The 18,610-nt window shown below is 64.7% G+C and carries 20 protein-coding genes; 6 read left to right on the top strand and 14 right to left on the bottom strand.

Annotated elements, in window-relative coordinates; translation table 11 throughout:
• Positions 1–336: transposase (locus Q331_RS0118300; RefSeq protein ID WP_026381657.1), on the top strand; the 336-nt coding region annotated here is incomplete at its 5' end.
• An 87-nt stretch (positions 337–423) separates the two neighbouring features.
• Here the strand turns inward: Q331_RS0118300 and Q331_RS22605 are convergent.
• Entirely contained in the window at positions 424–1,359 is a 936-nt protein-coding gene (locus Q331_RS22605) for a hypothetical protein (RefSeq protein ID WP_245615737.1), read from the bottom strand.
• Between the two features lie 220 nt (positions 1,360–1,579).
• On the opposite strand from Q331_RS22605, the gene Q331_RS0118310 reads away from it, so the two are divergent.
• Together Q331_RS0118310 and Q331_RS0118315 are read left to right on the top strand one after the other, a co-directional pair.
• On the top strand, positions 1,580–2,149 hold the full coding sequence (locus Q331_RS0118310) for a nitroreductase family protein (protein WP_026381858.1): 570 nt from the start codon (positions 1,580–1,582) through the stop codon (positions 2,147–2,149).
• Positions 2,150–2,163: 14 nt separating this feature from the next.
• The gene (locus Q331_RS0118315; protein WP_026381859.1) at positions 2,164–2,778 is read left to right on the top strand and encodes a flavin reductase family protein; all 615 of its coding nucleotides are present in this window, start codon (positions 2,164–2,166) and stop codon (positions 2,776–2,778) included.
• Here the strand turns inward: Q331_RS0118315 and Q331_RS0118320 are convergent.
• On the bottom strand, positions 2,775–3,644 hold the full coding sequence (locus tag Q331_RS0118320; protein ID WP_026381860.1) for an HpcH/HpaI aldolase/citrate lyase family protein: 870 nt from the start codon (positions 3,642–3,644) through the stop codon (positions 2,775–2,777). The genes Q331_RS0118315 and Q331_RS0118320 overlap by 4 nt on opposite strands.
• A 4-nt stretch (positions 3,645–3,648) precedes the next feature.
• A complete protein-coding gene (locus Q331_RS0118325) occupies positions 3,649–4,152 on the bottom strand; it encodes a MaoC family dehydratase (RefSeq protein ID WP_407637787.1) in 504 nt (167 codons plus the stop codon).
• Between the two features lie 85 nt (positions 4,153–4,237).
• Between Q331_RS0118325 and Q331_RS22610 the strand changes: the two genes are divergently transcribed.
• The gene (locus tag Q331_RS22610; protein WP_051631346.1) at positions 4,238–5,383 is read left to right on the top strand and encodes a DUF2336 domain-containing protein; all 1,146 of its coding nucleotides are present in this window, start codon (positions 4,238–4,240) and stop codon (positions 5,381–5,383) included.
• A 22-nt stretch (positions 5,384–5,405) separates the two neighbouring features.
• Here the strand turns inward: Q331_RS22610 and Q331_RS0118335 are convergent, their stop codons facing one another.
• The 4 genes from Q331_RS0118335 to Q331_RS0118350 all read right to left on the bottom strand — a co-directional run bounded on the left by Q331_RS0118335 (position 5,406) and on the right by Q331_RS0118350 (position 8,721).
• Positions 5,406–5,993: a hypothetical protein gene (locus Q331_RS0118335; RefSeq protein WP_051631347.1), complete on the bottom strand. Its 588-nt coding sequence runs from the start codon at positions 5,991–5,993 to the stop codon at positions 5,406–5,408.
• Positions 5,990–6,592 (bottom strand): SCO family protein, encoded by a 603-nt coding sequence (locus tag Q331_RS0118340; RefSeq protein WP_026381863.1) that lies wholly within the window; start codon positions 6,590–6,592, stop codon positions 5,990–5,992. The genes Q331_RS0118335 and Q331_RS0118340 overlap by 4 nt, the downstream gene beginning before the upstream one ends.
• 4 nt (positions 6,593–6,596) lie before the next feature.
• Entirely contained in the window at positions 6,597–8,084 is a 1,488-nt protein-coding gene (locus tag Q331_RS0118345) for a cbb3-type cytochrome c oxidase subunit I (protein ID WP_034493124.1), read from the bottom strand.
• Positions 8,085–8,220: 136 nt separating this feature from the next.
• Positions 8,221–8,721: a cupredoxin domain-containing protein gene (locus Q331_RS0118350; protein ID WP_026381865.1), complete on the bottom strand. Its 501-nt coding sequence runs from the start codon at positions 8,719–8,721 to the stop codon at positions 8,221–8,223.
• Between the two features lie 96 nt (positions 8,722–8,817).
• Here Q331_RS0118350 and Q331_RS22615 point away from each other — a divergent pair, with 96 nt between their 5' ends.
• Positions 8,818–9,276 carry an RrF2 family transcriptional regulator gene (locus tag Q331_RS22615; RefSeq protein WP_034493127.1) on the top strand — a complete coding sequence of 153 codons (459 nt, stop codon included), beginning with the start codon at positions 8,818–8,820 and terminating at the stop codon, positions 9,274–9,276.
• Between the two features lie 491 nt (positions 9,277–9,767).
• Here the strand turns inward: Q331_RS22615 and Q331_RS0118360 are convergent, their stop codons facing one another.
• A complete protein-coding gene (locus tag Q331_RS0118360) occupies positions 9,768–10,529 on the bottom strand; it encodes an NAD kinase (RefSeq protein WP_026381866.1) in 762 nt (253 codons plus the stop codon).
• Positions 10,530–10,605: 76 nt separating this feature from the next.
• Here Q331_RS0118360 and cutA point away from each other — a divergent pair, with 76 nt between their 5' ends.
• Complete coding sequence (gene cutA / locus Q331_RS0118365) at positions 10,606–10,962, top strand: divalent-cation tolerance protein CutA (RefSeq protein ID WP_026381867.1); 357 nt, start codon at positions 10,606–10,608, stop codon at positions 10,960–10,962.
• Positions 10,963–11,023: 61 nt separating this feature from the next.
• On the opposite strand, the gene Q331_RS0118370 is transcribed toward cutA, so the two are convergent.
• The 6 genes from Q331_RS0118370 to Q331_RS0118395 all read right to left on the bottom strand — a co-directional run.
• Positions 11,024–13,204 carry a putative bifunctional diguanylate cyclase/phosphodiesterase gene (locus tag Q331_RS0118370; protein ID WP_026381868.1) on the bottom strand — a complete coding sequence of 727 codons (2,181 nt, stop codon included), beginning with the start codon at positions 13,202–13,204 and terminating at the stop codon, positions 11,024–11,026.
• Between the two features lie 175 nt (positions 13,205–13,379).
• Positions 13,380–15,218 (bottom strand): ABC transporter ATP-binding protein, encoded by a 1,839-nt coding sequence (locus tag Q331_RS0118375; RefSeq protein WP_026381869.1) that lies wholly within the window; start codon positions 15,216–15,218, stop codon positions 13,380–13,382.
• A gap of 26 nt (positions 15,219–15,244) precedes the next feature.
• On the bottom strand, positions 15,245–16,123 hold the full coding sequence (locus Q331_RS22620) for an ABC transporter permease (protein ID WP_051631348.1): 879 nt from the start codon (positions 16,121–16,123) through the stop codon (positions 15,245–15,247).
• Positions 16,124–16,137: 14 nt separating this feature from the next.
• Positions 16,138–17,079 carry an ABC transporter permease gene (locus Q331_RS0118385; RefSeq protein ID WP_026381870.1) on the bottom strand — a complete coding sequence of 314 codons (942 nt, stop codon included), beginning with the start codon at positions 17,077–17,079 and terminating at the stop codon, positions 16,138–16,140.
• 68 nt (positions 17,080–17,147) lie between these two features.
• Entirely contained in the window at positions 17,148–18,266 is a 1,119-nt protein-coding gene (locus Q331_RS22625) for an MlrC C-terminal domain-containing protein (RefSeq protein WP_051631349.1), read from the bottom strand.
• An 81-nt stretch (positions 18,267–18,347) separates the two neighbouring features.
• On the bottom strand, positions 18,348–18,610 hold a 263-nt coding region (locus Q331_RS0118395; RefSeq protein ID WP_026381871.1), incomplete at its 5' end, for an integrase core domain-containing protein.

The raw sequence follows: 18,610 nt of genomic DNA on the forward strand, positions 1-18,610 counted from the left end.
GCCATGCAGCTCCACCTCGACGAGATCAGCCGCGCGGTCGCCAAGGGCGCTCACGCCGTGCTCCTCATGGACCGAGCCGGATGGCACACGACATCGAAGCTCGACGTGCCGAAGAACATCACGCCCATCCTGTTGCCCTCGCGGGCGCCAGAGCTCAACCCGGTCGAGAACATCTGGCAATACCTGCGCGCCAACTGGCTCTCCAACCGCGCCTTCGACACCTACGACGCCATCATCGACGCAGCCTGCGAGGCATGGGTGAAGCTACTCGAGGACCCAGGCGCCATAACCTCGATCGGAATGCGCAAGTGGGCACACGTCGGTCAGAAGCTATGACCGCTGGTATAAGCCGCTCCGACTCCCCCCTTTCGGCCCGCTAGGGCATCGCTCATAGCCTATGAAGAGACAACGGCAGGGGCGGCGCTACTGCGCCTGGCGCTCGCCTTGCGGGCGGACGATATCGGTAAGGCGCACCTCCACCTCGCCGTTGACGCCCGAGCTGACGTCGAAATCGCGCGCATAGGTCGTATCGCCGTGGCGGGCGACCGCCGTATAGGCACCTTCCGTCAGGATGATGTGCGGAAAGGCACCGACCGATTCGTGGATCGTGTCGCCGCCCTGCGTCAGCACCGACCAGCGCGTATTGGCAAGCGCCTCGCCGCCCTCCTCCTCCACCAGCTTCAGCGTCACCTCGGCGCCCTTGTGATGGATCACCGCCTCCGTCAGCTCGCCGGCCTTGACCTCGATATCGGCGCGCACGACGGCGTTGAGGGCGCCGTAGCGGCTGACGACATGATAGGTGCCGGCATGCAGGCGCACGATGCGCCCGGCCTCGGCGTTCGGGGTGATCAGCTCGCGCTGACCGTCCTCCACGAGCCGATAGATCTCGTACGCGACCTTGCCCCTCTCCAGCGGAAAATCCTCGCCGACCACCGCCGACAAACGCAGGCCGCCGGCATCGAGAACGAGTGTTTCGTCGAGCGGCGCCTCGCCGAGCTCGATTCGCTGCGTGGCGCCGGCGCGGCCGAAAGAGGCGTGCACGAAATAGCCGCCGGGAGGCAGGGTGAGCGCGGCCGAGCCACCCTCGGCGGTCGCAACCAGCGGCAGGGCGCCGTCCGGCCCGGCTTCGGCGGCGAAGACGCGCCATGTAAGGCCGTGGGGAAGCGGCACCCCCTCCTCGGTAAGCCGGGCATGCAGCGTCAGCTGGGTGCCCACAATCGTGGAATTGCCGGCCGCACCGCTGACGCCGTCGGGCAGGACGATGGCCGCCCCCGTTTCCGGCGAGCCAAACGGGGCGCCGGGATCGACGAGCTCCAGCTTATGAGGCGTGCCCGCCGCCCCGCCGGCAGGAGGCGTCACCTGGAACAACGCTTCCCCCCCGCCTTCCGACCCCTGCGCCAGGGCGTTGCCTAAAAGGACAACGGCCGCAAGGCACAGCGCGAACGACGCAAGGGAGAGATCGAAGGCTGAAGGAAGGCGGATCATCCGAGCCCGCTGTTTCACCGCTATGCTGACGTGGTAAGCCGGCAAGCGTGGCGATTTCAAGATCGCAGCTAAGAGACCGTTAGCCGGAAAGTCCATGTACGAGCTTCTCTCCCATCTTCAGACGCGGCGCAGCGCCCCCGCCGCGCAGCTTGACGAGCCGGGGCCGGACGCCCCTGCCCTCTTCGCCATGCTGGCCATCGCCGCCCGCGTTCCCGATCACGGCAAGCTCGCGCCCTGGCGCTTCATCGTCTACGGCAAGCAGGAGCGCGAGGAACTGGCGAGGCGGCTCGCCGAGATCGCCCGCGGCGATGCCGACCCGGTCGAGGCGGAACGCAAGGCGGGCAAGACGGCCGCCTTTGCCGCCGCGCCGCTGGTGGTCGGCGTCGTCTCCACGGCAGCAGAGCATGCGAAAATCCCGCGCTGGGAGCAGGAACTCTCCGCCGGCGCGGTCTGCCTCAACTTCCTCCACGCGGCGGCCGCCCACGGCTTCGGCGCGCAATGGCTGACCGGGTGGTTCGCCTATGAGAGCGAGGCGCGCGTCGCGCTCGGCCTCAAGGAGGAAGAGCGGATCGCCGGCTTCATCCATATCGGCACGCCGAGACTGCCGACACCGGAGCGCGAGCGGCCGGACATTTCCGCCCTCACCACCTTCTTCTCGCGCTAGGTTGCGGACCCGCCATGCATTACACGCCCTCGCGCAAGGATCACGGCCTGGCGCACGATCCCTTCAAGGCCATCGTGGCACCGCGCCCGATCGGCTGGATCTCCAGCCTGGACGCGGCGGGCCATCTCAATCTCGCGCCCTATTCCTTCTTCAACGCCGTCTGCGACCATCCGCATATCGTCATGTTCTCCTCCTACGGCGAGAAGGACAGCGCCACGCATATCGCGGCGAGCGGCGAATTCGTCTGCAGCCTGGCCACCTTCGATCTGCGCGAGGCGATGAACGCGACCTCCGCCCCCTATCCGCGCGGCATCAGCGAGGCGGAGATGGCCGGCCTTGAGACGGCGGCAAGCCGCGCCGTCAAGCCGCCGCGGGTGAGGGCATCGCCGGCGGCGCTGGAATGCAAGCTTCTCAAGACCGACCGCATCGCCGGGCTCGACGGCAGATGGTCCGGCAACGTGCTCGTCTTCGGCGAGGTCGTCTCGGTCTATATCGACGACGCCTTCCTCAAGGAGGGACGCTTCGACCTCGCCGCCGCCCGCCCGATCGCGCGCTGCGGCTATATGGATTACGCCGTGGTGGAAGAGCTCTTCGAGATGGTGAGGCCGGTGCTTACGGAGCGCGGCTAACCCTGCGCGGCGCGCGCCAGAAGCCGCTCGGCAAGGCGCAGATGCGGGCGATCCAGCATCTTGCCATGAAGGGCGACGACGCCCGCATCGCCGGCCTCGCGGAAGGCGGCCACCACCGCCTCAGCCTCCGCAACCGCCTCCGGGCTCGGGGTGAAGACGCGGTTGATCGGCTCCACCTGAGCCGGATGGATGGCGAGCTTGCCGGCAAAGCCGTCGCGCGCCGCCGCCTCGGCCTCTTCCAGGAGCCCGTCGATGCCGGCAAAATCGGTATAGACGGTGTCGATGGCATCGACGCCCGCCGCCGCGGCGCCGAACAGGCAGAGATTGCGCACCATCCGGTAGGGCTCGCTCCAGCCGCCGCCCTCCTGCTTGGTGGAGAAGGAGCCGATATCGGCCGACAGATCCTCCCCGCCCCAGGCGAGGCCGGCAAGGCGGGGGCCGGCCTGGCGATAGCTGCCGAGCGAGAAGACGGCTTGCGCCGTCTCGCTGGCGATCGCCAGGATCTTCGTCGCCCCGTCCGCAATGCCGTGCAGGGCTTCGCCGACGGCAAGGCGCGAAGCGAGAAGCTGCACATCGCCAGCGCCCGCCGCCTTGGGCAGGACGATGCCGGCGGGCGCGCCGGTCATGACATGCTCCACGTCGCCGTCGGCAAGGCCGGTATCAAGCGCGTTGATGCGCACGAAAAGCGCCGGCGTGTTCTCTCGGCGATGGGAAAGCAGGAAATCCGTCACCAGCTTGCGGGCGGCGCCCTTGCGCGAGGCGGCGACGGAATCCTCCAGATCGAGGATCAACGCATCGGCGCCGGAGGCAAGCGACTTCTCAAGCTTGCGCTCGCTGTCGCCCGGCACGAAGAGATAGGAGCGCATCGCCTCACGCCTCCGCCGGACGGCGGCGCATGAAGGCCTGCCGGCGGCAGGAGGCGACAAGCACGTCGTCCTGATTGAAGGCGCGGTGCTGGAACTCCACGATGCCGGCATCCGGGCGCGAGCGCGACGGGCGCCGGGAGACGACCTCGCTCTCGGCATGGATGGTATCGCCCTGGAAGACCGGATGGGGGAACTTCACCTCGCTCATGCCGAGATTGGCAAGCGTGGTGCCGAGGGTGGTGTCCTGCACCGACAGGCCGATCATCAGGCCGAGGGTGAAGAGCGAATTGACCAGCGGGCGGCCCCATTCGCTGTTCTCGGCGAAATGCCGGTCGATATGCAGCGGCTGCGGGTTCATGGTCAGGTTGGAGAAGAGCATGTTGTCCATCTCCGTCACCGTGCGCCGGATCTCGTGGGCGAAGCGACGCCCTTCGGTGAGATCTTCAAAATAAAGTCCTGCCATCGCCCCTTCTCCCCTTGAACCTGCCCGCCCACTCGGCCCTCGCAAACATGGTTTGCGATTGGTGAGCTTTTATAGTGAACCGATCATTAATCTTCGCCGTGCACGATCTCCATCAAGAGAGTCGACCGCGATGATGATCGTCGAACGTTTCCTCAATTGGATAGGGCATGCCGTGCCGAAGCGCCGCGTAGAAGCGGCGAGCGCACTCGCGCGCGCCTTCCTCACCTCACCGCTCAACCCGCAGGAGCGCGACGGGCTGGAGGCGGCGATGACCATCCTCCTGGACGACCCGCATCTGCCGGTGCGCCAGGCGCTCGCGCAGGAGCTGGCGGCCAGCGAGGACGCGCCGCATCATGTCATGCTGGCGCTCGCCGGCGACCACGAGGACGTCGCAACGATCGTGCTGGAGCATTCGCCGCTTTTCCTCGACAGCGAGCTCGTCGATATCGTGGCCACGGGCGGACCGCAGGCGCAGATGGCGGTCGCGCGCCGCGTGCCGGTGTCGCGGGCGCTCGCCGCCGCGATCGCGGAAGTCGGAGAGCTTGAGGCCGCGATCGAGCTTCTGTGCAACCCCTATGCCCACATCGCGCGCTTCTCGCTGGAGCGCATCGTCACCCGCTTCGGCCACGACGCAGAGCTGCGCCAGATGCTGCTTGAGCGCGAGGACCTGCCGGCCTCCCTGCGCCAGGCTCTCATTGCCGCGCTCGCCGACAGCCTGTGCGCCTTCGTCGCCTCGCGCGGCTGGCTCTCGCCGGCGCGCGCCCGCGCGGCGGCCGACGAGGCGCTGGAGAAATCCGCCCTCGCCATGGCCGAGGCGGCGAGCCCGGCAGCGCTCGCCCAGCTCGTCGCCCGCCTCCTCGACCGTGAAGAGCTGACGCCGCGCCTTCTCATCCGCGCGCTCGTCGCAGGCCAGATCCCCTTCTTCCAGGAGGCGCTGACGGCCATCTCCGGCATGCCGCATCGGCGGGTCGGGGCGCTCCTCGCCGCGCCGGGCTCGGCCGCGCTGCATGCGCTCCTCAACCAGGCCGGCCTGCCCGCCGGCGTCGTTCCGGGCATCGTGGCGGCGCTGCAGGTGATGCAGGGCATGGAAGCGGCGGACGGGGCCAGCCACGATTATCGCCGCGCCACGCGCCTCATCGACGGTATCCTGGAACGCTACAGCGGGTGGCATGGCGGCGAGATCGACGAACTTCTGACGCTACTGCGACGCCTGGCGCTGGAGGCCAAGCGGGACGCGGCCCGCTTTTACGCCCGCCAGTTCCGCGCCGCCGCCTGATCACACCTCATCACAGAAGCCCTTAAGGATCGAAAGCCGGCACCCGGCCGCCCGCGCGGTCGGCGCGCGGCGCCGGTGCACAGACGGCAAAGAGCGGCGCGACCCAAAGCACGGCGAGGCCGCCTGCCACGATCAGGAATCCGAGCCCGAGCCGCGCTTGCTCCTCCATCAGATAGGCCGTGCACAGGCGCACCGGCGCATGGGTGTAGAGAAAGGCCAACACGCCCAGCATGGCAAGCGCCTGCGCTTTCAGAAAGCCGCGCAAGAGCGGATGCGCCCGCGCCCAGCCGAGACGCAGCGCAAAGCCCACGCCAAGCGGCAGGGCGATGAACTTTGCAGCCTCCACCCACGGGACCACCAGGGTCGCGTCGATGGTGCGCGGCAGCATCCAATAGGCGATGGTGAAGATCGCCGTCAGCAGCGCGGCCCAGCCGCCCGCATTGCAGCGCGCACGCTCCCAACCGGCCGGCACCGGCAGGAGAGCCCCGGCTACGGCCAGCATCGGCAATTGCACCAGGATATGGGTGAGCGGGTCGGCTTCCAGCACGCCGCGCGCCAAGAATGCCGCCCCCAAGAGCGCGCCGGCCAAGCTGAAGCGCAGCGCCATCATGGCAGCACCGCTTGCGCGGCCGCCAGCGCCCCCGCAACATCGTCGTCATCGAGGATCGCCCGCAGCCGCCCCTGCCCGTCGACGACATGGATGGCCGTGTTGTGCACGTAGCCGCCCCAACCGTCCTCAATCACCACGACGCCGAAGGCGTCAAGCAAGGCGGGAAGGCTGTCAGAATCGGCGGGGCGGGCCACGGACCAGAGCGTTCCGTCGGCGCCATGCGCCTTGCCATAGGCCATCAGCGCCGGCGGATCGTCGTTGCGCGGATCGAAGCTGAGCGAGATCAGCTTAACCTTGTCGGCCAGACCGGCCGCGCGGATGTCGGCGGCCAGCCGTGCCATCTCGCTGCCGGCGACCTGGCAGATGGTCGGGCAGCTGGTATAGATGAACTCAACGAGGCGGACACGGCCGTCCCCGGCCAGCTTCTGCGTGGCGCCGGTCATCGACTGAAGCTGCACATTCGGCACCGCCGGCGCGGCACGCAACGCCTCAAGGCGACGCGCCGTCTCGGTGGTCAGCGCACGCCCGCCATCGGTCGCTTGCCACAACAGGCCCGCCCCCACCGCGACAACGGCAAGGCTCGCGGGCAACGGGTGCATCGCATCAGCTCCGTTGCCGTATCAGTCCGGACAGGTAACGCAGCACGAACACCGTCACCGCCAGAATGACCAGCGCCGCGAAAACCGAGGCCGCCTGGGCCAGCGGCATCCATTGCGTTGCATGCACCGCCCAGCGGCGCGGCACCGACAGGGCGCCGGCCACCAGGAAGACCAGCACGAAGCCGGTTCCCCCCACGGCGTAGGTCAGAAAGAGCAGCCGGTCGGCGCCTGTGAGCCTTGCCGCTCCGGGGCGCTCTTGCGCAGCCGGCGCGCGCGTCAGCCACGCCATGAAGCCGAAGGCCATCGCCACCTCGCCGAGCAGGAGATAGGTGTGGAAGTGGCCCGGAACCCACTGCGTGTTGTGCATCACCTTGTTGACCACGATCATCCCGTCGATGATCGCCGGCACCGTGCCCACCGACCAGCCCGCGACCCCGAGCACCAGCAACGCGGAGGCCAGATCCCACCGCATGTCGGCGCCGCGGATATAGACCAGCAGCGAGAACGCGGTGACCGCGATGAGAGGAATGCCGGAGAAATAGCTCACCAGCTGCCCCATCACCAGCGTCCAGGCCGGCATCGCCAGATCCTGCATCAGATGATGCGGATAGACGGAAAGGGTGAAGAGCATAATGACGGTCCAGGCGATGGCGAAGGCGCGCGTGGTCTTCCAGGGCCTGCCGGTATATTCGGGGATAATCTCGTAGACCGCGATCACGCCCATATAGATGGCGGCGTTGATGAACACATGGCCGAAGAAATAGATCATGTTCTTGGCCAGCAGCGCATCGACCGTGAAGCCGGGAACCAACAGGTTGACGATGCTCGCCACCAGCACCGCCGCGCCCACGACGATGCCCAAGACGTTGAAGATGGTCGAGGCCATCGCCGCCACGACGCCCGCAGGCGGCGCGTCCTCGGGACGGCCGCGTCCGAAGGCGAGCGGCCAGGCGAGCGCGCCGCCAATGCCGCCATAGGCGGCGATCAGCTTGCGCGCCACTTCCAGATGCAGCAGCAGAAAGCCGACGCCGATGGAGACGTATCCCAAGAGGAAAAGCGCCGCCGCACTCGGTTGCCAAAACCCGCCCGACATCGCCGGCAGCGGATAAAGGAAGGTCCAAGCCCCGCCGTAGCCGCCGACGAAGATCGCGGCGAGGATGAAGACGACGCCCAGCAGGAAAAGCCCGAGGAACGCCCAGAACACGCCCGCCAGCAACGGCACGTGGCGGTTGGTGAAAAACCACAGGATGGTTGCCCCGGTCAGCGTCGCGGTCCCCACCATCCCCGCGCCATGCGCCGTCATGATGCGATAAAACAGCGCCGCATCGATCTCGACGAGGCCGCCCTGGGCAAGGCGCATCACCAGGCCGAGAAGCATCATCAACACGAACACGGTCCCGCCCAGCAGCATCGCCAGCCGCACCGCGCCGTCCCGCCGCTCCTGGACGCCGCGCATTGCCGCAACCGTCCCGAAATCGCTTTCAGCCGTCATCTGCGCTCTCTCCCCGTTTCTACGGGCCCCGTTTCTACCGGCCCCGCTTCTACCGGCCCCGCTTCAATCGGCCCCGCTTCAATCGGCCGTTTTTGCCGGCCCTGTTTTTATTTGCCTGCCTCCACCCGCATCACTGTCATCGCGCGGCCACGATAAACTCGTTGACCATTTCGTGATGCGCCACACCGCAAAATTCCAGACAAATGACCTTATAGATTCCGGGTTCGTCGAAATTATACTCGACCTTATTTTCGTATCCTGGAATTACCTGAGCCTGAAAAAGGATTCTTCCCTTCTCGTCGACCACGCCGAAGCCGTGCGTTACATCGGTGGTCTTGGCGCTGAAAAGCACCGGCACGCCTTGCGGCACTTCGGTGCGGTCGATCTCCCAGTACCATTGCGTACCGGTGACATTGACCACTTCGGTGGGGGCGGCGGACACTGCGTGCGGCCAACGCGCGAGCGAGGCGACCGAGACGACGACGCCAAAAATCACCATCGCCCAGATCAACTGGCGACGGCGCGCCTCACTTCGGTTCGCGTCGGAACGAGGCGGCCTGGCGCGAGCGACCAGTATGAATGTGACGGCAATCAGCGCCATGAAGGCCAGACTGACGCCAAGCACCATCATGTGCATCGCGTATCCCCCCTTTTTCTTCCGTCTTAATTAGGTAATCAATATTCGTAATATATGAATCTTGCCCTGTCCACTCCAACTGACGAATCTCACTCCATGCAGCTCACCGCCTTTTCCGACTATGCCCTGCGCATTCTGATGTACCTGGCCATCACGGGCGATCGTCTGGTGCCGACCAGAGAAATCGCCGAACAGCAGGGTCTGTCGTTCGATCACATCGCCAAGGTCGCGCAATTTCTGGCCCGGCAAGGCTATATCGAAGCCAGCCGGGGACGCAGCGGCGGCGTGCGCCTCGCCCTTTCGCCCGCGGACATCTCCATCGGCGAGGTGCTGCGCCGGTCGGAGGCGGGATCGGCCGTGGTGGAGTGCCTGCGGAACGGCAAGGTGAGCTGCAAGCTGGCCGGGTTCTGCGGCCTGACCCCTATACTCGCGGACGCCACCGAGGCGTTCTTCGCCACGCTCGACGGGCGAAGCCTTGCCGACGCCTTGCCAAGCTTCATCCCGCACCGCGCCGCGCTAGGGCTCGACCATCTCGGCAAGGTCGCCGCGCACTGACCGGCGCCGCCTATCGCGGCCATCTCGCGCACCGCGTCTTCGGCGTCGTCAGATCGGCATCGCCGCAGAGCTCCACGATATTGCGGCCGGCCGCGCCCTGCTCGGGGCACGGGTCGCAACGCTCATCGCACAGAAGGCTCGAGAGCGCGTCATGCCTTGATGGATGCGTTCTGCCGCGGGGATTTTGCGACAAGGCCCTTGGGAATCGGCGCCCTTGGGGATCGGCGCCCTTGGAGATCGGCGCCCTTGGAGATCGGCGCCCTTGAAGATCGGCGCCCTTCGCGGATCGGCGAGGCCGTAGCGGGGCTACGGACGAGCCCAGCGCCGAAGGATTGGGCGCAAAAGCCCCCGGCCTTTCAGGTTTTGTTTCGGCGGGCGCTCGCTGCGTCGAGCCGCTCGCCCGATGCCCCCGCATCGCGCTACGCGTCTCTCCTGTCGCTCGCCTCGCCGAAACCAAAACAGAACCGCTTCCAGCAAGGCATGACACGCTTCTAGTAACGGAACTGCTCGGCGAGGATGCGCTCGTCCCAGGAATGGTCCGGATCGAACATGATATAGCCGGTCACGTCCTTCTGCGCCTCGATCACCACCTCGCGCACGCTCTTGAACTCGGTGTGGTCGGCGACGGCGTTCACGGGCCGCTTCAGCGGCTCCAGGACGGTGATGGTCACCGTCACATGGTCCGGCAGCAGCGCGCCGCGCCAGCGCCGCGGCCGGAAAGGACTGATCGGCGTCAGCGCCAGAAGCGGGGCGTTGATGGGAATGATCGGGCCATGGGCGGAAAGATTGTAGGCGGTGGAGCCGGCCGGCGTCGCCAGAAGCACGCCGTCGCAGATGAGCTCGGCGAGCCGCTCGTGCCCGTCGATGACAAGCCGCAACTTCGCCGCCTGATAGGATTGGCGAAACAGCGCCACCTCGTTGATGGCGCGCGCGGCGATCTCCTCGCCCTCGGCCGTGCGCACCGTCATGCGCAGGGGATGGATCGGCTCCCGCTTGGCCACGGCCAGCCTTTCCATGAGCCCCTCGGGAGCATATTCGTTCATCAGGAAGCCGACCGAGCCGCGGTTCATGCCGTAAATCGGCTTACCGCCATCCATATGCGCGTGCAGCGCCTGCAGCATCAGCCCGTCGCCGCCGAGCGCGACGATGATATCGGCCTCCTCCGGCGCCACCTCGCCATAGGCCGCGCGCAGGATCTCGGCCGCCTCAAGCGCCTCGGGCGAATCGCTGGACATGATGGCAATGCGTGGCATGGTTCGGTGAACGCCAAGGGATCAACGCGGCCCGCCTAGCATGAGGTCGGCCCGCGACAAAACGGAGTTTTAGGCCATGCATGCAAGCCAAGCGTCGGAGCGGGAGAAAACGGCGAGCCTCGTTCTCCTCTACGTACCCTGCCCGGATCTGGACACGGCAAGGCGCATCGGCGCAGAGGCCGTGCAGGCGCGGCTTGCCGCCTGCGCCAACATCCTGCCGCAGATGCTTTCGGTCTATCGCTGGGAGGGCGCCGTGGAGGAGGAGAGCGAGACGGTGCTGATCCTGAAGACGACGCGCGAGCGCGAGGCGGCGCTTCGCGACAAGGTCGGCGCCGTGCATCCTTACGAGGTGCCGGCGATCCTGACGCTTGAGGCGCCGGGGGTGAACGGCGCCTATTTCGACTGGGTGAAGGAAGAAGTCTCAGCGCATTGAGGCAACGACGATGGAGCAGGCCCGCGCGACCACGCCGCGCAGCGCCGGGCCTGTCGATCGCTCAAGCCACGCCGCGGGCGCGCGCATGCACGGCGTCTGCAAGCATCTGCGAAATCTCCTCCGCCGGCACCGGCGCGGAGAAGAAGAAGCCCTGCATCTGATCGCAGCCGGCGCTACGCAGATATTCGCGCTGCAGCTCGCTCTCCACACCTTCGGCCGTCACCGTCAGGCCGAGCGCATGACCGAGATCGATGACGGCATCGACGATGGCCGTCGTCTCGGCCGTCTCGCCCATATTCTGCACGAAGGAGCGGTCGACCTTCACCTTGTCGGCCTTCAGCGTGCGCAGCCGCGCCAGGCTGGAATAGCCGGTGCCGAAATCGTCGATGGCGACGCGCACGCCGCGCTCGCGCAAGCGCTCCAGCTCGCAGGCGGCGCCGCTCTTCTCGTCGAGAAGGGCGCTTTCCGTCACCTCGATCTCCAGGCGCGCCGGCTCGAAGCGCTCGGCGAGCAGGGTTTTCAGGACACGGCGCGACAATCCCGCGTTGCGGAAGGAGCGCGGCGAGATGTTGACGGCAAGGGTGAGGCCCGGCCAGCTCAGCGCCGCGCGGCAGGCCGTGGCGAGCACCCATGCGTCGAGCTTGGCGATGAGGCCGGTTTCCTCCGCCACCGGGACGAAAAGGGCCGGCGCGACGAAGCCGAGCCGCGGATGCTGCCAACGCACCAGCGCCTCCACGCCGACGATGGCGCCGCTGCGGCTGACGATGACCGGCTGATAATAGACGCAAAGCCCCTCGCCGCCCTTCTCCAAGGCGGCGGCGAGCTCCTCCTCGATCTGGCGCCGGGCGCGCATGGCCGCGTCGGTCTGCGGCGAGAAGGCGCGGTAGCAGCCGCCGCCCTCGCGCTTGGCGGCATAGAGCGCGGCATCGGCGCGGCGCAGCACCTCGCTGCGGCTGAGCGCCGGCCCGAGCCAGGCATAGCCTGCCGAAACGTCCACCTTCGCCTTGCCCCCCGGCACATGGAAGCTCGCCACCGCGCATTCGACGATGCGCTCGCAGAATTCGGCGATCTGCGCATCCGAAGAGATGCCGCAAAGCAGGAAAGCGAATTCATCGCCCCCGAGCCGGCAGAAGGTATCGGAGAGCGGCAGATGCGAGATGGCGCGCGCCGCGAACTGGCGGATCACCTCGTCGCCCGACTGGTGGCCATAGGTGTCGTTGACTTCCTTGAAGCGGTCGAGATCGACGAAGATCAGTGCCGCGCCCTGGGCTGCGGAAAGCGGCAGCAGGGTGTCGAGCCGGCGCAACAGGTGCGAGCGGTTGGGAAGGCCGGTCAAGGTGTCGTGGAAGGCAAGATGGCGCGCATGCACCTCGCTCGCCTCCAATGCGGCGGAGCTGCGGTAGACTTGGCGCGCATAGAGCCCGAAGAGCAGCAGCACCAGCGCGCCGGCCAGGACCGCCGGCGACAGGACAGCCCGCATCAGCTCATGGCCAGGCAAGGCCGGATTCCAAACCAGATAGGCCAGCGGCGTGCCATCACGGCCGGAGATCGGCAACGCCGTCTCGGGCCCAAGGCTCGTGTCGGTCAGCCGGATGCGGGCATCGGCGAGAAGATAGGCGTTGCGCAGGCGCTCGAGGAAGGCGCTGTCGAGATATTGCACGCTGAGCAGGATATGCTCCTGGCCGGGCGCCACCTCGATCCGGTCGGAATGCGGCAGAAACGGCATGGCGCTGACCACCGCAGGACGGTTGGCAATGAGCATGATATCGCGCTCGGCGATGGCCTCGGCCTCGCGTGCGGAGGCGACCTGCCGGCGCAACGCGTGAAGCCGCGGGGAGAAGGCGGCGATGAGATCACCGTCCGTGCCTCCGTAAAAGCTGTCGGTCCGCACCGACATGAGAGGCTCGTCGGTCGGTGTGAGAATCAACGTGCGGTCATGACGGAAATATTCGCGCATCCACATGCCGACATTCTTCTGCAGCCAGGCCGCGTCCTGGGTTTTGGCCCGCAGGACCGCGATCTCCCAGAAGACGACGCTCTCCTGGTCCTGCGACAGCCTTTGCACCTGCTCGTCGATGGCGTGACGCACGAGCTGGCGTTGGCGTTCCAGGGCGCCTTGGTCGGTGTTCCTGACAGCCTCGAAGACGACCAGCACCATCCCGCCGAACGCCATGAGAGCGAACAGGCTCATCAGCCAAAGGATGTGGGTGGAAAGCCGCCTTGCCGAAACCGTCTCGCTCATGAGGTAAACCTCTGCACTGGGAGGCTTACATGGCCGGGCTAGCTTGAGCGAAGCTGCTCACATTCGGGGCAAAACGAGAACAGGGCCGCCACGCGAAGCCTGACGAGGCAGAATGGCGGCGGACCGCACCACAATGAGAAATCGCGCCGACGGCACGGGGACAAAGCCGGCAAGATTACATGCAATAAAATTCCTTATTCCATTCTTCTCCCCATTCCTGCACCTGATGACCCTTGGATACGGTTCGATAAGTACGCGCCGGGGGACGATAATCTACGGAGCGAAACGGGCTCTTGAGTTCAGTGCTTGTGCTCAGGCTTCTTTTCTTGCTCCGAGTGGACGGGTCAGCCTCCGGAACGGCGGACAGCAATTTCTTCGTGTAGGGATGCTGCGGATTTCCGAAGACTGCGCTACGCGGCCCGATCTCCACGATCTCGCCCAGATACATGACTGCGACGCGATGACTTATCCGTTCGACAACGGCCATGTCGTGCGAGATGAACAAATAGGCGAGCTGCATGCTTGCCTGAAGGTCGAGCATTAGATTGACGACCTTCGCCTTAATCGAGGCATCGAGCGCCGCCACCGGCTCGTCTGCCACGATCAACTTCGGCTCCAGCGCCAAGGCGCGGGCAATGCACACGCGTTGCCGCTGCCCACCGGAGAGTTCGTGCGGATACCTCCGGGACATGTCCGGAGTGAGCCCGACGCGGGTCAAGAGGTCGGCAACCCTGTCGGATGCGCCCTTCTTGAACCCGTGAGCGTAGAGGGGCTCCTTGATCGCATCACCAAGCGTGTGGCGGGGATTCAGGCTGGCGAAGGGATCTTGGAAGACCATCTGCATATCACGCCGAGCCTCGCGCAATTGCTTTGGCCCCAGCGAGACGATGTCGTTTCCGTTCACGATAACCGACCCGCTGGTTGGCTGGGTCAGGCGGAGAATCGAGCGGCCCGTCGTCGATTTTCCGCAGCCGGATTCGCCAACGAGCGCCAGCGTCTCTCCCGCTTTCAGAGTGAAAGATATCTTTTCGACCGCATGGACGTTCAAGATCACGCGGTTGAAAACACCGGAGGTGATCGGATAACGCGTCGTCAGGTCGACGACCTCCAAGACGGTTCGACCGTCGTCGACCGTATCGGGGCTTTCGCCGGGACTGTCCACCTTGCCGGTTTCAATATCGACCACGGGAAAACGCATCGGACGGGTATGGCCTGCGCTCTCTCCCAACCGGGGCACAGCCGCCAGAAGCGCGCGGGTATAGGGATGTTCGGCACTACGGAAAAGCCGCTCCGTCGGGCCTTGCTCGACGATGTTTCCCTCATACATCACCAACGTGCGATCCGCGATCTGGGCCACGACGCCCATATCATGGGTGATGAAAAGGACGGCGAGCCTTTCTTCATCCTGCAGCGTGCGAATGAGATCGAGAATTTCCGCCTGAATCGTCACGTCGAGCGCCGTGGTCGGCTCGTCCGCGATCAAGACCTTCGGATTGCACGCAAGGGCCATGGCGATCATCACCCGCTGGCGCATGCCGCCGGAAAATGCATCGGGATAATCGTCCAGACGCGTATCGGCGTCCGAGATGCGCACCTTCTCCAGCAGCTTCTTCGCTTCCATCCGGGCGTCGGCTCGAGAAATGTCGCGATGCAGTCGAATTGCCTCAACGAGCTGGAAGCCGACGGTGAATACCGGGTTGAGGCTCGTCATCGGCTCTTGAAAGATCATGGCGATATCGTCGCCGCGAACGCGACGCATCTGCTCTTCGTGGAGCGTCAGCAACTCTTTATCGGCAAGCCTGACCGACCCGCTTACCCTCGTCGACTGCTCCGGCAGAAGGCGCATAAGAGCCATCGCCGACACGCTCTTGCCCGACCCGGATTCACCGACGATCGCGACCGTCTCTTTCTCTCGAACGTTGAAGGAAATGCCATGGACGATCTGACGCCAACGGTCATCTCCGACATTGAAAGCGACCTTGAGATTCTCGACATTGAGAATGGGCGACGTCATCGTTGATCCTTCGTCAGAGGAATAGGTCACGCGTTTCGCTGGGCACGCGGATCAAGAGCATCGCGTAGCCCATCACCGAGGAGATTGACCGCAAGAACGGTGAGCGACAGGAACAGCGCCGGGAACAGGACGATGTTCAAGCGCACCTGCCAGATCGCTCTGCCTTCGGCCATGATGTTTCCCCAAGAAGGCGTGGAGGGCGGCATGCCGGCGCCGACGAAAGACAGAACGGCTTCAATGATCATTGCACTCGCGCACAGATACGTCGCCTGCACGGTGAGAGGGGCGAGCGTATTGGGAAGGATGTGACGCAGAATGATCATCGGGGTCGTCGTGCCCGCCGAGATCGCGGCATCGACGTAGGGCTGTTCACGCAAAGAGAGAACCACACTGCGGATGACACGCGTGACCCGCGGGACCTCGGCGATCGTGATAGCCGTGATCACACTGGCGAGCGAGCCTTGGGTGAGCGCGACAAGCGCAATTGCGAGAAGGATGGAGGGGATGGACATCAGACCATCCATGATGCGCATCAAAACCCCATCCAGCCCGCGGATGAAGCCAGCGAGAATACCGATGAACAACCCGAAGACGGAGGCGAGCAGCGCAACGCTGACGCCGACGATCAGAGATACTCGCGCGCCGTAGATGACGCGGGAATAGATGTCCCGTCCGGCCATATCGGTACCGAACCAATGTTCGGCTGAGGGCCATTGCAGCCGCGCCGTCGGGTTGATCGCCGTCGGATCGGTGGTGCCAAGAAGAGGCGCGAAAACAGCCAAGAGCGCCATGGTCGCGAAAAGCGTGGCTCCAATGGCGATGGTGGGCCGACGGGAGACGGCCGCCAAGAGGGAGGCTCTTCCCCCGCCATTCAAATCGGGATGTGGATTTGCTGCAACTGACATCTTTGAAACCAAACTCAATACCGAATTCTTGGGTCGAAAACTGTATAAATCAAATCAACAATAAGATTAATTAATACATAAACGAAAGAAAAGAATAATATGACACCCTGAATGACCGGGTAATCACGCCTTAGAATCGCATCAACCACGAGCGTTCCCAGGCCAGGTATAGCGAAAACGGTTTCCGTTACGACAGCCCCGCTGATAAGTAGAGCAACGCCGATGCCAATGATCGTCACAACGGGAACCGCCGCGTTTTTTAGGGCATGAACGAAGAGAACGCCTCTTCTTGAGACGCCTTTCGCCTTGGCCGTTCGAATATAATCCTGACCTAGAACTTCAAGCATGCTGGCGCGCGTCACTCTCGCGATAAGCGCAATATAGATGAACCCTAATGCCATCGACGGAAGGATCAGATTGCGCAGCCAAGGCCAGAACCCGTTCTCGATCGGACGATAGCCCTGCGCGGGCAGCCAGCCGAGTTTGATGGAAAACACCCAGGCAAGAATGTAGCCCACAACGAAGACGGGCACGGAGAAGCCAAGAACGGCACCGGCCATAATCGCCCGGTCGGAAAACGTGTTGGCCCTCCAGGCTGCGAGAACGCCCAACGGAACCGCCGTCAGCACCGAAAACAGCAACGTAAGGCCCATCAGCGAAAACGTCGGCTCAAGCCTCTGTACGATGAGATCGGTGACTGGAAGACCCGTGAAGATGGAGGTGCCCAGGTCCAGTTGGACCACACGCCAGATCCATTCCAGGAACTGGATCGGAAGCGCTCGGTCGAGGCCCAGTGCATCGCGAAGGCGTTCAACATCTGCCGGGGAGGCCTGATCGCCAGCCAGGATCGTTGCTGGGTCGCCGGGCGAGAGGTGAAGAAGCGAGAACACGAAGAGCGCGACGACGCCCATGACTGGTACCGTCGCAAGAAGACGGCGCAGGATGATCGATGCCATGCTAGCTCGGACTCACGGAATGGGGTTCGTCAACGCAACCGAATGCCTTAACGGATGAAAGGCAGGCTTTACCACCGCTCGTGCGTCCTCGCTTGAGGGCTGCGCAGATAACGACGCGGCGCGAAATCGATCTTATCGATAGGATAGAATGGCCGGGCGGTGTTCCATGGAAGGCGCCCGATGTCGTAGGACGTGATGCCCGGCGTGTCGATCGTGATGCATTCGCCAACAGAGGCGAAGTTGAGGGAATAGTGGTAGCCTGAACGCACCACGATCAATTTCATTGCCTTGGGGTCGACGCCGACACTGCGGAAGTAGGCGGGATCGATGTACGAATAGGGTTGGCTGGTCAGCAGGATCCGGATCTCTCCGAACTGGAAAACGGCCCAGCTTTCCAGATAGGTCTTCGTTCCGCCATCGGACGGCCCATCGTATATGACGGGCGTGTCGCTACCGACTGCGACCACGCGGCCCCTCGCGGTGACGGGCGGCGAAGCGGTCGAATAGCGCCCGCCGAAGGTCAGTTCGATCTCGGCGCCTTCTCCAGCCGCCTTGCATTTTTCTACTTCCTCGGGCGCGTAGATCGGCAGGATGGCAGGTTTGCCGAAATTTCGCTCCATCAGCCTGTTCAGGATGAAAGTGCTGTCGCCAGGGCCGCCGCCGGCGACCCGATCGCCTTGGTCGCCAAGAACCAGCGTCAGGTCCTCCGCTTCGATCCGGTCCAAACACGGATCGAGCGAAGGATAGGTTCCAACGAGCCGGTCGCGCGAGGCCCAAAGACGTTCGGCAAGCTCATCAGCCAGGCGTTCCGCGACTTCATCGTCACCGTTACCATAGACGAGAACGACTTGACCGAGTTTCTCCACGTCAAGGAACTGTTGTGCATTGAAGATGGAGACGTCGTAGACGGAGCCTTTATCGACATGAGATTTGGCGTAGGCATGCAATGTGCGCAGCGGATCTTCGTCCGTGCGATCATTGCCCAAAGTGAGCATTGGGAAGAAAACCGCGGCGCAACGTGGATCAAGGCGCCCTTCGAAGATGTCCTGTGCTGCCTTGAAGGCGCGATGCGAAGTCGCAGCCTGGTCGCCGTGAGGGTTGGTCAGGTATCCAGCAAGGAAATCGAGCGGGGCGAGAGTGTGCTCGGTGACATGAGCATGAAGATCGAACGCAGCGGTAATCGGCATGTCGGGACCTGTCCGTCGTCAGATATTTCGGGACTTCGGAGGCCATGACGCTTTGGAGGGTCTGGCTCGATTGGGTTGACGTTAGGCTGCGGGCTGCTGGTTGAGCAAGCGGCGCTGCCGGATGGTTTCGTCCTTGATCCTCCTTCTCTCCTCGAGGATGGCCGGCGCCCTGCCGAAGTAGGCATCGGCAGGCGTGACGTTACCGAGGCTCTCGTGGACGCGGCGGTGGTTGTAGTGATCGATGAAGTCGCCGATGGCGGCCTCGAGCGCGCCGGGCAGATAGTGGTTCTCGAGCAGGATCCGGTTCTTCAGCGTCTGGTGCCAGCGCTCGATCTTGCCTTGCG

Origin of the sequence: Afifella pfennigii DSM 17143 (assembly GCF_000688515.1) — a bacterium.
In the GTDB taxonomy this organism is placed as follows: Bacteria; Pseudomonadota; Alphaproteobacteria; order Rhizobiales; family Afifellaceae; genus Afifella; species Afifella pfennigii.

Bases quoted from the DNA above. Each gene is read 5' to 3' on its own strand.
- Q331_RS0118310 (WP_026381858.1), top strand. From the start codon at position 1,580: ATGTACGAGCTTCTCTCCCATCTTCAGACGCGGCGCAGCGCCCCCGCC.
- Q331_RS0118315 (WP_026381859.1), top strand. From the start codon at position 2,164: ATGCATTACACGCCCTCGCGCAAGGATCACGGCCTGGCGCACGATCCC.
- Q331_RS0118320 (WP_026381860.1), bottom strand. From the start codon at position 3,644: ATGCGCTCCTATCTCTTCGTGCCGGGCGACAGCGAGCGCAAGCTTGAG.
- Q331_RS22610 (WP_051631346.1), top strand. From the start codon at position 4,238: ATGATGATCGTCGAACGTTTCCTCAATTGGATAGGGCATGCCGTGCCG.
- Q331_RS0118335 (WP_051631347.1), bottom strand. From the start codon at position 5,993: ATGATGGCGCTGCGCTTCAGCTTGGCCGGCGCGCTCTTGGGGGCGGCA.
- Q331_RS0118340 (WP_026381863.1), bottom strand. From the start codon at position 6,592: ATGCACCCGTTGCCCGCGAGCCTTGCCGTTGTCGCGGTGGGGGCGGGC.
- Q331_RS0118345 (WP_034493124.1), bottom strand. From the start codon at position 8,084: ATGACGGCTGAAAGCGATTTCGGGACGGTTGCGGCAATGCGCGGCGTC.
- Q331_RS0118350 (WP_026381865.1), bottom strand. From the start codon at position 8,721: ATGCACATGATGGTGCTTGGCGTCAGTCTGGCCTTCATGGCGCTGATT.
- Q331_RS22615 (WP_034493127.1), top strand. From the start codon at position 8,818: ATGCAGCTCACCGCCTTTTCCGACTATGCCCTGCGCATTCTGATGTAC.
- Q331_RS0118360 (WP_026381866.1), bottom strand. From the start codon at position 10,529: ATGCCACGCATTGCCATCATGTCCAGCGATTCGCCCGAGGCGCTTGAG.
- cutA (WP_026381867.1), top strand. From the start codon at position 10,606: ATGCATGCAAGCCAAGCGTCGGAGCGGGAGAAAACGGCGAGCCTCGTT.
- Q331_RS0118370 (WP_026381868.1), bottom strand. From the start codon at position 13,204: ATGAGCGAGACGGTTTCGGCAAGGCGGCTTTCCACCCACATCCTTTGG.
- Q331_RS0118375 (WP_026381869.1), bottom strand. From the start codon at position 15,218: ATGACGTCGCCCATTCTCAATGTCGAGAATCTCAAGGTCGCTTTCAAT.
- Q331_RS22620 (WP_051631348.1), bottom strand. From the start codon at position 16,123: ATGTCAGTTGCAGCAAATCCACATCCCGATTTGAATGGCGGGGGAAGA.
- Q331_RS0118385 (WP_026381870.1), bottom strand. From the start codon at position 17,079: ATGGCATCGATCATCCTGCGCCGTCTTCTTGCGACGGTACCAGTCATG.
- Q331_RS22625 (WP_051631349.1), bottom strand. From the start codon at position 18,266: ATGCCGATTACCGCTGCGTTCGATCTTCATGCTCATGTCACCGAGCAC.